The organism is Streptomyces violaceoruber (genome assembly GCF_033406955.1).
Classification (GTDB): Bacteria; Actinomycetota; Actinomycetes; order Streptomycetales; family Streptomycetaceae; genus Streptomyces; species Streptomyces violaceoruber.
In genome coordinates this window covers 2,745,788-2,757,971 of the sequence record NZ_CP137734.1, presented here as the reverse complement: position 1 = coordinate 2,757,971, position 12,184 = coordinate 2,745,788, and the positions used below count along the sequence as shown (strand labels likewise).

At 67.3% G+C, this 12,184-nt stretch carries 10 protein-coding genes; 6 read left to right on the top strand and 4 right to left on the bottom strand.

Annotation, left to right across the window (positions count from 1 at the left end; translation table 11 throughout):
• Positions 1–236: 236 nt before the first annotated feature.
• Together R2E43_RS11930 and R2E43_RS11925 are read left to right on the top strand one after the other, a co-directional pair.
• A complete protein-coding gene (locus tag R2E43_RS11930; RefSeq protein ID WP_332056184.1) occupies positions 237–2,102 on the top strand; it encodes an FAD-dependent oxidoreductase in 1,866 nt (621 codons plus the stop codon).
• Between the two features lie 106 nt (positions 2,103–2,208).
• A complete protein-coding gene (locus tag R2E43_RS11925) occupies positions 2,209–3,048 on the top strand; it encodes a patatin-like phospholipase family protein (protein WP_016327273.1) in 840 nt (279 codons plus the stop codon).
• 48 nt (positions 3,049–3,096) lie between these two features.
• On the opposite strand, the gene R2E43_RS11920 is transcribed toward R2E43_RS11925, so the two are convergent.
• The gene (locus tag R2E43_RS11920; RefSeq protein WP_003973649.1) at positions 3,097–3,591 is read right to left on the bottom strand and encodes an Lrp/AsnC family transcriptional regulator; all 495 of its coding nucleotides are present in this window, start codon (positions 3,589–3,591) and stop codon (positions 3,097–3,099) included.
• Between the two features lie 134 nt (positions 3,592–3,725).
• Here R2E43_RS11920 and R2E43_RS11915 point away from each other — a divergent pair, with 134 nt between their 5' ends.
• Positions 3,726–4,406: a nitroreductase family protein gene (locus R2E43_RS11915; RefSeq protein ID WP_003973648.1), complete on the top strand. Its 681-nt coding sequence runs from the start codon at positions 3,726–3,728 to the stop codon at positions 4,404–4,406.
• Positions 4,407–4,465: 59 nt separating this feature from the next.
• Here the strand turns inward: R2E43_RS11915 and R2E43_RS11910 are convergent, their stop codons facing one another.
• Positions 4,466–4,915, bottom strand: coding sequence for a hypothetical protein (locus R2E43_RS11910; protein WP_206309198.1), 450 nt, complete (start codon positions 4,913–4,915; stop codon positions 4,466–4,468).
• A 147-nt stretch (positions 4,916–5,062) separates the two neighbouring features.
• Between R2E43_RS11910 and R2E43_RS11905 the strand changes: the two genes are divergently transcribed.
• A complete protein-coding gene (locus R2E43_RS11905; RefSeq protein ID WP_093456999.1) occupies positions 5,063–6,328 on the top strand; it encodes a DNA sulfur modification protein DndB in 1,266 nt (421 codons plus the stop codon).
• A 763-nt stretch (positions 6,329–7,091) separates the two neighbouring features.
• Here the strand turns inward: R2E43_RS11905 and R2E43_RS11900 are convergent.
• Positions 7,092–7,997, bottom strand: coding sequence for a hypothetical protein (locus tag R2E43_RS11900; protein ID WP_332056183.1), 906 nt, complete (start codon positions 7,995–7,997; stop codon positions 7,092–7,094).
• A gap of 1,005 nt (positions 7,998–9,002) precedes the next feature.
• Entirely contained in the window at positions 9,003–9,755 is a 753-nt protein-coding gene (locus R2E43_RS11895) for a DUF4231 domain-containing protein (RefSeq protein ID WP_332056182.1), read from the bottom strand.
• A gap of 578 nt (positions 9,756–10,333) precedes the next feature.
• Here R2E43_RS11895 and R2E43_RS11890 point away from each other — a divergent pair.
• Complete coding sequence (locus tag R2E43_RS11890) at positions 10,334–11,569, top strand: helix-turn-helix domain-containing protein (protein ID WP_332056181.1); 1,236 nt, start codon at positions 10,334–10,336, stop codon at positions 11,567–11,569.
• Positions 11,566–12,129: a flavoprotein gene (locus tag R2E43_RS11885; protein ID WP_224298332.1), complete on the top strand. Its 564-nt coding sequence runs from the start codon at positions 11,566–11,568 to the stop codon at positions 12,127–12,129. Before R2E43_RS11890 ends, R2E43_RS11885 begins: the two co-directional genes overlap by 4 nt.
• Positions 12,130–12,184: the final 55 nt, after the last annotated feature.

Here is a 12,184-nt window from a genome sequence, read left to right as displayed (position 1 = left end):
CCGCGGGGACCGCGAACCAGGAGGGTTAAGCGGGTGAAGCCTGCGCCGTGGCGGGCCCCGACGGGCCGTACGGGGCATGCATGAAGGCCCCGGCGCACCTCGGTCGGACCCCTCTCGGACCCCTGACGCACTCCTGACGCATCCCTGACGCGCATCTGAACGCGCGTCCGACGCACTCCCGACGCACTTCCGACGCAACCCCTGACGGACACCTGTCGTACAACGGAGGACGAATCATGAACGAAAGAGCCGACCGGTCCGGCGGCGCCGCCCCCGGGGGCGACCGGACCCACCGCGTCCCGGTCCTGGTCGTCGGCGGGTCCCTGGTGGGCCTGTCGACCTCGGTGTTCCTGGGCCGGCTGGGCGTCCGGCACACCCTGGTGGAGCGGCACGCCGGCACCTCCATCCACCCCCGCGGGCGCGGCAACAACGTCCGCACGATGGAGATCTTCCGGGTGGCCGGCACCGAGCCGGACATCCGCAGGGCCGCCGCCACGCTGGCCGACAACCACGGCATCCTCCAGGCGCCGACCCTGGCCGGCGACGCGGGGGAGTGGCTGTTCAAGCAGATCGACCCGGGCGGCGGACTGGCCCGCTTCAGCCCCAGCTCCTGGTGCCTGTGCAGCCAGAACGACCTGGAGCCCGAACTCCTCACGCACGCCACGAACCTCGGCGGCGACCTGCGCTTCGGCACCGAACTGCTCTCCTTCGAGGCCGACACCGAGGGCGTCACGGCGATCGTGAAGAGCCGGGAGACCGGCGAGCACACCACCATCCGCGCGGACTACCTGGTCGCCGCCGACGGCCCCCGCAGCCCCGTCCGCGAACAGCTCGGCATCGGCCAGAGCGGACCCGGCGACCTCTTCCACAACGTCAGCATCACCTTCCGCTCGCGCCGTCTCGCCGACGTGGTGGGCGACCGCCGGTTCATCGTCTGCTACCTGACGGACGAGAACGCCGACGGAGCCCTCCTGCCCGTCGACAACCGCGAGAACTGGGTCTTCCACGCCCCCTGGCACCCCGAACAGGGCGAAACCGTCGAGGACTTCACCGACGAGCGCTGCGCCGCCCACATCCGCCGCGCGATCGGCGATCCCGACCTCGACGTCGAGATCACCGGCAAGGCCCCCTGGCACGCCGCCCAGCGCGTCGCCCGCAGCTACCGCTCCGGCCGCGTCCTGCTGGCCGGCGACTCGGCCCACGAGATGTCCCCCACCGGCGCCTTCGGCTCCAACACCGGCATCCAGGACGCCCACAACCTCGCCTGGAAGCTGGCCGCGGTCCTCGAGGGCTGGGCGGGCGAGGCCCTGCTGGACACGTACGACACGGAACGGCGCCCGGTCGCGGAGGCCACCAGCGCCCGCGCCGCCCATCGCTCGGTCGAGCACAGCCACCCGGGCTTCGCGCCGCCGCCGGTCGCGGGGGGTGGCGGTCCGGGCGCGGGTACTCCCGGCGGTGCGGGCCGTGGCACCGGTGGGCCTGGCGGTCCTGGCGGGCCTGGCGGCCTCGGTGGTCCTGGCGGTCCTGGCGGTACCGGTGGTCCTGGCGGACCCGACGGTCCTCGGGGTGCGGGTGGTGCGCCTGGTGGCGGCCCCGGTGGCGGTCCCGGCGGCGGCGGCCCGCAGCGCGGGATCCTCAATGTCGCCCTCGGCTACCGCTACCCCCGGGGCGCGGTCGTCGGCGCCGACCCGGCGACACCGGTGGTCCCGGAGGGCCTCGACCTCACCGGAGCACCCGGCAGCCGGGCTCCCCACCTCTGGGTGCGCCGGGGCCAGGACCGCCTGTCCACCCTGGACCTCTACGAGGACTCCCTCGTCCTGCTCAGCGACGCCGCCCAGCCCACCGGCTGGCACGAGGCGGCCGCCGGGGTGGCCGCCGGGATGCGGGTCCCGCTGAAGTCGTACCGCGTGGGCGGGTCCCCCGGGGCCGATCTGATCCCGGACGACGAGGAGACCGACTGGGCGCGCGCCCACGGGGTGACCCGGGGCGGCGCGGTCCTGGTCCGCCCCGACGGCTTCGTGGCCTGGCGCTCCCCGGGCCCCGCCCCCGACCCGGAGTCGATGCTGCGCCAGGTGGTGGGGACGGTGCTGGCCCGAAGCTGAGTGGGGCACGGGACACCCCAAACGTGGACCACTCCCCGTTTACCTGCTAGCGTCACGCTCGGCAGTGAAGCGGGGAGTGGTCCCCGTTACGGGAGGGGTGACGGACGTGGCGGACACGGCGCTGGTGCTGGGCGGGGGCGGTCTGACCGCGTACGGATGGCAGATCGGTGTCCTGGCGGGGCTGGCCGACGCGGGGGTGGACCTCGCGGACGCCGACGTCCTCGCGGGCACGTCGGCGGGTTCGCTGCTGGCCCTCGACCTGGCCAGGGGTGCGGCCCCGGCCGGCCTCTACAAGGAGCAGCTCGACCGTGAACGCCCCATGCTGGACGTGGACTTCACCTTCGGCATGACGGTCAGGTACCTGTGGGCCGCGCTGGGCTCGCGCGACCCGGAGACGGTGGTCAGGCGCCTCGGCCGGCTGGCGCTCTCCGTGCGCGACGTGCCGCAGAGCGCGGTCTTCGACGCCATCGGCGCCCAACTGCCCGTGCGGGACTGGCCGGACAGGACTGTCCGGATGTTCGCCGTCGACGCGCTCACCGGGGAACCGACCGCCTTCGACGCCGACAGCGGGGTCGACCTGCTGCACGCCATGTCGGCGACCTGCGCACTGCCGCCCCTCTTCCCGCCGATCAGCATCGGGGCGGGCCGCTGGATGGACGGCGGCGTCCGCTCCACGACCAACGCCGACCTGGTCGACGACTGCGCGCGCGTCGTCGTGCTGGCCCCGATTCCCAAGGGCGCGGGAGCGAGCCCGAGCGCGCGGACCCAGGCCGAGACCCTCGCCTCGCGTGGCGCCCGGGTCGCCCTGCTGACCCCCGACCGGGCGGCCCGCCGTGCCTTCGGCCGCAACGCCCTGGACGCCTCCCGCATCCCCGGGGCGGCGCGGGAAGGGCGGCGCCAGGGCGCGGCCCACGCGGGACGCATCGGGGAGATCTGGCAGGGCTGAGCGCGGCTCAGCCGGCCGGCGTCCCGAGGGGCCCGGGGAACCGCGGAGTCAGCCCAGGCGTGGCTCGGACAGGCCGGACACCTCGTCGACCAAGGGCTGGACGCGGTAGGGGACGACGGCGCTGAGGGCGATGACGGTCGTACTGCGTCGCACCCCCGGCACCTCGAGCACCTGGTCGATCACCTCCTGCACATGCTGGTTGCTCGTGCCCGCGATACGGCACCAGATGTCGCCGGGGCCCGTCACGACGTGCGCCTCCAGGATCTGCGGCACGGCTCGCAGCCGCGCGGCGATGGCCTCACGGGCCGGCTGGTCCACCTCGAACGTCGTGAACGCCTGGACCACGTGCCCGAGGGCGGCGACGTCCATGTCCGGCCCGTAACCGGTCACCACGCCGGATCCGGTCAACCGGTCGAGCCGCGCCTGCAAGGTGCCGCGGGCGACCCCGAGCCGGCGGGCGATCTCCAACAGGCCCTCACGCGGACGCTCCCGGAGCAGCCGCAGCATCCGCCCGTCGAGCTGGTCGAGCCCCTGTCGTGCCACTGCATCTGCCGATCTGTCACGCGAAGAGCACCTCGATGCCGCTTCTCCTGCCAAATAGACAACCAGAAGATGCATCAGTTGCCCAATAGGCACCCCACGCCCCACCCTGTGGGCTCCCGTCCAGGAGGAGACCCGTGAGGCAGCACACGCACCCGTTCGTCCCCTACCGCCCCGACCGGTACGACGAGGCCGAAATGATCCGGCGGGGGCGGGACTTCGTCTCGTTCGTCGACCGCAGGCGCAGCGTGCGGTTCTTCAGCGACGAGCCGGTCCCGCGCGAGTGCGTCGACCTCGCCGTCGCCGCGGCCAACACCGCACCCTCCGGCGCCCACTTCCAGCCGTGGAAGTTCGCCGTGATCGGCGACGCCGCGACCAAGCACCGCATCCGGGTCGCCGCCGAGGAGGAGGAACGGGTCAACTACGAGGGCGGACGCATCCCGCCCGAGTGGCGCGCCGCGCTCGCCCGCCTCGAAACGGACTCCGACAAGGGCTTTCTCGACGTCGTACCGTGGATCGTGGTCTGCTTCGCCGAGAAGAGCACCGCGCTGCCGGACGGATCGCTGCGCAAGAACTACTACGTGAACGAGAGCGTGGGCATCGCCTGCGGCCTCTTCATCACCGCCCTGCACGCGATGGGCCTGAGCACCCTCACCCACACGCCCAACCCGATGGCCTTCCTCACCCGGATCTGCGCACGCCCCGGCAACGAACGCCCCTACATCCTCTTCCCCGTCGGCTACGCGGCGCCCGACTGCGAGGTCCCGGACCTGGCCCGAAAGCCCCTGGCGGAGGCCATCACCGAACCCCCGCGCTGACGGCCCCGACCGCCGTGGGCGTCGTCGGAGCCCGTCGGGCCCGTCGGCTCAGGCCCGGCTCACCTCCCGGCCAGCCACCGCCGGCGGACCAACACCCCACCGGCCACCCCGGCGACGGCGAAGGCACGCGCTCCCACCCCGGCGACGACCGGCGTCGTGTCCGTCGCCTCCGAGCCCGTGTGGGCGTCCGCGGCGACCCGCGCCCGCCCGGCCCCGGTGGCGTACCCGCCGGCGTAGCCGCCCTCGTCGTACGCGGAGCCCGGCATCTTGTCGGCGTACCGCTGGTGCACCAGGCGCTGGTAGGACGCCAGGCCGGTGCCCCCGGCGCCGACGGAGGCACGGGCCTCCTCGTTCAGCGGGACCACCTGGCCGTCGGCCAACCGGTACCAGGCGTTCAGCTGGGGCTCCCGGAAGACCACCGAACCGCCGTCGGTGCGAGCCGCGTAGTCGGTCTCGTGAGCGCGCGGGTTCCGATCCGCTGGGGTGTAGGCGATCAGCTGCGGTCGCAACCGATCACTGGTGAAGCACTTGCGGTCGTAAATTACCAACTTGTCTCGCAAATTAAGAACTTACCTGCCGCCGGCGGGGGTCCGTGTCTACCGTTTACTCGTTGCTGCGCCAGTCAAGTGCGTGGTTGATTCCATTGGGGGCATTCTGTGACCATTTCCGTCGACCCTCTGCGTCTGTCCAAGCCGCAGGACTCCAGCACCTACCTCGCCATTAAGACGCCTCAGGGCGGCCGCACCGTCTACAGCGTGCGCGTCCCTCTGCTGGACCTCCCGACCATCCTCCCGGTTCCTGACCCGAGCAACGTCGACAAGGACAACCGCAAGGTCGACCGCCTCCACGCCAAGCACTTCGGCGAGTACCTCGACACCAAGCAGGACTGGGTCGCTCCCGCCCTCCTGGCTCGAGACGGCGGTGGCTGTACCTTCGAGAAGGTGGACGATCAGGGTGCCGTCGGCTACCTCACCGTCCCCTGGGCGATCGGAGGCATCTCCTCTCTGCGAACTATCGACGGCCAGCATCGCGTCCTTGGTGTCGCAATTGAGAAGCAGCGCATCACCGACGCCATCTCCGCTGTCGACCGCGAAATGGCCCGCAAGGTCAGCCCGGAGAAGGCTGCAAAACTGGAAGTCGAGCGAGAGAAGCTCATCGGCCAGATGAACCGCCTGAAGGCCGAGTACGTCGGTCTGGACATCTACGTAGAGCCGGACCCGATCAAGGCCCAGCAGATGTTCGTGGACGTTGCAGACAATGCCAAGGGCATCAGCAGCGCCGTTCGCGCCCGCTTCGACAGCTACAAGGTTGCCAACCGCACCCTTTCGGACGTTATCGACCACCCCTTGCTGAAGGGTCGAGTCGATGCCGAGCAGGACCGCATGACGCTCAAAAACCCCAACTTCATGGGCGCCAAGCACGTTGCCGACATCACGCGCGCCGTCATTGCCGGTGCTGGCGGCCGCATCAGCAAGAAGGCGGAACAGACTCTCACCGACGGTGAGGTGATCGAGCAGGTCAAGGACTTCCTCGACGTCATTTCCAACGCCTTTACCGACCTCGCCGCCCTTACGGAGGACGACCCCGAGGCAGAGCGTCAGCCGGGAGACCTCACCATGGCCCAGGAGGTGCGCCGCACCTCGCTCCTCGGCTCGGTGGGTATGCTCCGCGTCCTCGGCGGAGTGTTCCGCGAGCTGCGGGCGGGCGACAACCCGGTTGAGCTTGATGACATTACCGCCTTCTTCAAGCGGCTCGACCCGCACATGGCCGCGCCGGTCGCTGAGACGAGCATCTGGCGCACCACCGCGGCGAACGACGACTTCGAGCCGAATGCTGCCTCGCCGATCATGCGCACCCAGAACATCGTCCACCTCGTCGGTGTGATCACCACGTGGTACAAGAAGGCTCCTGCGGCCCTGTAGTCACAACAACACCGCGACGAAGGGCGTCCTCTTTGCCGTGGGACGCCCTTCTGTCGTGGCGTGGAAGCGCGCTACTGACTCGCACCTGTGCTGTCGAGCCGCAGAGCCTTCACGCAGCCGTTCCGGCCGCACCGCCAACGAGCCTCATTACTTGCGACTATGCGCCGAGATCCCGTCCACGCCTCGTCCACAGACCCCGACATACGGCCACTCCGGGCCGCACACGCCTGCACATACACGAAGACCCCGGCCTCAGCGTTTCCGCTGGTGACGGGGTCTTTAGGCACCTCACAAGGGGTGCCCCCGGCAGGATTCGAACCTGCGCACACGGCTCCGGAGTGATTGTGCCGATTGCGCGTTGCATCTCCTCTGACCTGCGGCGAATCTGCTTCGTCGTGCTTCTGGGGCACATAGCGTGTCGGAGCTGTGTCGCGAACGTGTCGCCCGCGGCAGATGGGCCCTGCGCCGGCTGGGCTGCCCAGACACCAGTGCGCTCACGCTTGAGGTGATCGCACGCCGTAGAGGCGACGGACGCCCGAGACCAACTCGCCCGGCTTTTACAGCCGTGCGTGACGCTGTGAGCCGCCAGCATCACCAGCGACAACGGGGTGCGGCAAAGGCGTGGCGCCCGGCCGTCGCTCCGCCTATCTGACGAGTGCCTGAGCGTCACAAAGTGCGCTGGGCCTCCGAAGACGGCCTGGGCGGGCCGCACACATGCCGGGCGGCACCGACAGCGCCGGCATGCTGTGCGGCCACAACCCCCTCAGGGGTGCGGTGTGCCGTTAACGGCGGCTGCTCGTTTCTTCCGCTTCTTCGGCTTCGGTCGCGCGGCTTTCGGTTTCATCTCCACTGGCTCTTGCTGCGTCACGGGCCTGCCGCCGATGCGGGTGCTGGTCTCCAAGACCTGGTCGATGATCTGCTTCCGCACCGATTGGGCACTTTCACCCTCAAGTCCAGCTGCGAGCCGTTCGGCGGTCAGGTAGTAGCTGTTCTGGACGGGCTGGTCGAAGTACCGGTTGAGTTGGCTGATCGATTCCCGGTACAGCATCAAATATGTCCGGGACAGGTAGGCGGAGAACATGGTGCTGAACATGGCGAGAGCACCGATGAACCAGCGGATCTCCTCGACGGGAACTTTCACGCCACCCGCAGCCGCAGCGACCAAAAGCACCAACCCAGCCGTCATGGCGTTGCGTGCGCTCTTGAACGACTTTTCGGCTTGTTCAGTAACGATGTCGTGGTACGTCTTGATCTGGTCCTGGTTCAGCTCCATTAGTGTGACGAGCTGAGTCGTCTTCCTGAGCTGTTCCATTGCTTGCTGGTGGCGTTCGCGTTCGGCCTTAATCCGTTCCGTGAAATGCTCGTTCTGATGTTTCATATACGTCTGTCGCGTCACAAACCACGGAATCGCGAACCCCACGACGAAGGCCATCGCAACACCAAAAATGAGCGCGAGCATGAGCAGATCGCTCGAGTCCGCACCCTGCTCCCCCTCTTTGCTGCTTGCAGCACCTGAGGCACCCGCGACCGCCAGGGTGGACAGGACGCCACCAGCGACTCCCGCCCGCATCGCGAGTGCGCTTGCCCTGCTCTTCTTGTGACGGGCCATCGCAGTGACGCGTGCCTCTTCACCGAGTACGCCGATGTGGATGTTTCCGCCTGTGCCCATGTGCCCCCCTTGTTCCTGGGTCGGCAGCGTAGCGGCGGATTAGTCCTGCTGGCAGGCGTACTTCAGGTTTCGTACCCGCTCGTGACGACGGCGCAGACCGCCTTTGCTGATCGGCCGGCAGGGATTCCAGGGCGCTCATCACCCAGTCCAGGCCCCCGTCCAGGCACGCGGTGATCGCGCGGCGTCCGCAGAGTGGTCGGTGCGGCGTGCCCGCAATGGGGGCGGGGTTCGTCTTCACGCGAGCGCCCCCCCCACGTCGCAATCAAGGAGACACGTTCTAGGCCTATGAGGAACACGGTCGCCGGCGGGCTGCAACACCGGGGGTGTTGCAGCCGCCGTGACCCGGACAGCCCGGACAGTGGGCTCAGGAGCTGTCCGGGCTGTTTATGCAGATGAGGGACTAGATGGGACAGCCGGACAGTGGGACACATACGATGCGGAGCTGGCGTGGTGGCGCTTTGCACCGTACGAGGGGCACCAAGATTCGCCGTTCCGCTGTTACGAGCCTCGCCGCGTACGCATCGGCTGCGCGGGCTGGCTGGCGCATGAGATCCGTCGTAGTACTGGGAGAGGCGGACAGTTGGGCACACGAACGCTCAGTCCCTATCTGCATCGTCTGGGGGCCCCCAGTCCGTCACGCTTATACCCGCTTGTAAGAGAAAGTGCTCGGTGATGCCAAGCTGTTGGAAGGGGGAGCGCCCATGCCGCCTCAGCCATGAGCGGCGGCGATCCTTTTCCTCCTGCGGGAGCGATGACCAGTCTTCAAAATGGAGTCCCGGATTTTCACTGACGGCTAGGAAGCTTCGTGCGGTGGCATAGTTGGCTTCGGCGGGGTTTCGTCTGAGTCGTACGAGTATCCAAGCTATTTCTATAGTCATTCCTCCTCTCTGACGTTTCAGGAACCGGTATGCGCGCCACTGTGTTACTGGAGACAGGAGCCAGCGTTTTGTGGAGAGCTGCATGATTCGCCCCTCATGTTGGTGACGGTGTCGGCGCGGGCGTTGCCTAGACGGTTCCGTCTCTACCTTCGTGAGGTTGGTCGAGCTGTTGCTCTCGCTTGCGCTGCTCGACGCGCAGGGATTCAACTTCCTTGGTCAACTTGGCGAGATTATCGTTTTCTTCACCAATGTACGGAGGAATCCCGAGTTCGAATGCCGTGGCGTGCTGCTCAATGGCGTCAGCGGTTTGCTGCAGATAGAAGCTTCGTTCCCGGTACTTGAAGTACCCGGTGAATCCAGCCGATACGCCGACGGCGAAGCTGAGGCCCACGGTCACCCACTTTAAGTAGGACGGGGTGTCAGCGATACTGGCTGCTGTTGTGGTACCTAGAGAGCCGATAATAATGACGGACTGAAACGCATTGTGAATGCGTCGGTAGTGCTGGGCCTCGGAGCGTAGCTGATCGAGTTCCCGAGGTAGTGAGTCCTTATAGCTGAACTGTCGCTGATCAACCGGGAAGTCCAGTTGCTTCGCCTGTAGAATTCTGCGCTCTTCGGCTATCTCTAGCTCTAACTCAAGCTGTCGGACGGATTTGCGCTCCAAGCGATCGCTCTCCCTGATGGCTTGGACGATGAAGGCAATTCCACAAGCGATGGTCAAGGGAATCGCGATCCGGTTGACCTTCCCGATGTCGACAGTCCGCCATGTTGCTACTGTCGCAATATAGATCGCGAGGATACTGAAGACGGTTGCAAGCCCACTGCCGTACAGACCTCGGAGCTGTATCTTCCGCGTCCGGATTTTATCCTGCAGCTCCAAGATGGCCGACTTGTGTTCTAGGAGTTGCTCCGTAGGGCCGCTTGCAGATGCGCTAGCAGGTGCCATTCCTGCCCCCACCCCCTGTGGTCACTGATGCACCGCGAGGATGGTACAAGCTCCATGGCGTTCCCTGATCTGTCAATCGAAAAATCAATGGCGGGGCATTGTGAATCGACCGAACCGGTGCCGTATTGACGCCGGCTCCAGTTGGTGCATGCTGGATGCACTTCTTGCCGAAGGGGTTTTAATCAGCCGTGCATCACCCCTCAAAAAGCTGTTCGAGTGCCGTCGGCAGAGTCACCTCTGACCTGAGGAAACAGTCACCCAACAGGTTGCCTGTCGCCATAGGATCTTCGGCACTGTGGCTCAAATTCAGTGACTGAGGTCGCGGCGCGTGCGCGCACTGCAGCACACGGATCCTCGGCCGGGAAGAGCGGTACCCGGACACTTTGTCCGGCACGACTCAGGGAACCTGATCCACCCTTGTCTGTAGCGCCAAGTGTTTGGGCATGTGTTCCGCAGCACCGTGCCTCGGTACCTTTGCAGTCGCCCCTACCAGCACCAGGAGGCAGCACCCCATGCGCGGTCTTGGAGATCATCTCAGCATCGGCGAGCGCATCGCGTTCTACCGGAAGCGCCGCGGCTACACGCAAGAGGTGCTGGCCGGACTGGTCGGCCGTAGCACCGACTGGCTTGCGAAGATCGAGACTGGGCGCCGGAAGCCGCCCCGGATCGACATGCTCGCCGAACTGTCGCGCATCCTGCGCGTGTCCCTTGGGGACCTGCTCGGACAGACCGTCCTCATGGAAGATGAGCGCCAACAGGACGACGTCCCCGCCGTGCGCGACGCCCTCATGAGCCCGCGGCGCCTCTCGCGACTGCTCTTCGGACCTGAGGCTGAGACTCAGCTGCCGACGCCGGCCCCAGTGGCCGTACGGGTGGAACAGGCATGGAACGACTACCAGGGAGGGCGGCTGGGCCGTGTCGTGGCCGCTCTTCCCGCTCTGCTTCAGACTGCGCAGGAGTTGGAAGATCGCGCGGCGCGTCGTGGCGACGACCATAGCGATTGCTGGGCGGTGTCGGCCCGTACGCACCATCTCGCCGCTACGACGCTCGCGAAGATCGGGGAGTCCGACATTTCATGGCTCGCTGCTGAGCGCGCGATGCGAGCTGCTGACGAGTCGGACGATCCGCTCGTGTTGGCCTCTGCGGCCCGGTCCGGCACGCATGCCCTGCTAGCCAACGGGCGCTATGACGATGCTCTCGAACTGGGCAACACGGCGGCAACGTGGCTGTCGTCCCAGGTGACCGAGAACGACCCGGCCGCGCTCAGCTTGCTCGGGATGATCCACCTGCGGGCCGCCGTAGCGGCAGCGCGGCATCAGGATCGGCCTACTGCCACGGGGCTGCTTGACCGTGCCGAAGACCTTGCAGACGACCTCGGGTCGGATGAGAACTACTGGCAGACCGGATTCGGTCCGACGAACGTCCTGCTACATCGCTTGTCCATTGAGTTGGACCTCGACAACGTGACGTACGTGGTGGAACACGGCCGGATCAGTGTCGACCACATGCCGCAGGAGCGCAGCGTCTCGCATCGCATCGACTTCGCGCGTGCTCTGTCGCTCGCGGGCCAGGGGGACGAGGCGTTCGCGGAGCTGCGTACGGCTGAGCGCACGTCGCCGCAGCTCGTACGCAACAATCCGAGGGTGCGCGAGACGCTGCGGGACCTGATCAAGCAGTCCCCCGTGACCGGCGGTTCGCGTTCGTCCGCGGTTTTCGTGATGGCGCAACGGTGTAGGGCGGTGCAGTGAGTTCAGGCAAGCGCGGGGTGCTCGGGGTCGTCGGATCGGCGGCCGGAGGCGTAGAGGCACTGCGTATCGGACTCGTCGGACCGGCGATGGAGCGCGGCTGGCAGGTAGCCGTCACGCTAACGCCGACCGCAGGCCGGTGGCTGCGCATGAGCGGCGAAATCGAGCGACTTGAGAAGGTCACTGGCCTGCCTGTACGCGACGAACCGCGCCTCCCCGGCGAAGCGCGGCCGCATCCTCGCGTGGATGGCTACGTGGTCGCTCCCGCCTCAGCCAACATGGTCGCCAAGCTTGCGACCGGACTGATGGATAACCAGGCACTGACTCAGGTTGGCGAGGCTATTGGCACGCTCGGTCTGCCGGTGATCGTCTTCCCGCGGGTGAACGCGGCGCACGCTCGCCATCCCGCGTGGCAGGGACACATCGACGCCCTTCGGGCCGGGGGAGTGCGCGTGGTCTACGGCCCGGACGTCTGGCCGCTGTACGAGCCGAGGGAAGCGCCAGCAGGGCGAGAGCTACCGTGGGCCGCAGTACTGGACGCCGCAGAGGAAGCCATTCAGTGACGCTTCGTCAACCCGGCTGAGCTGCAAAGAAAGAGGACCCGGACAGTTTGTCCGG

Bases quoted from the DNA above. Each gene is read 5' to 3' on its own strand.
- R2E43_RS11930 (WP_332056184.1), top strand. From the start codon at position 237: ATGAACGAAAGAGCCGACCGGTCCGGCGGCGCCGCCCCCGGGGGCGAC.
- R2E43_RS11890 (WP_332056181.1), top strand. From the start codon at position 10,334: ATGCGCGGTCTTGGAGATCATCTCAGCATCGGCGAGCGCATCGCGTTC.
- R2E43_RS11900 (WP_332056183.1), bottom strand. From the start codon at position 7,997: ATGGGCACAGGCGGAAACATCCACATCGGCGTACTCGGTGAAGAGGCA.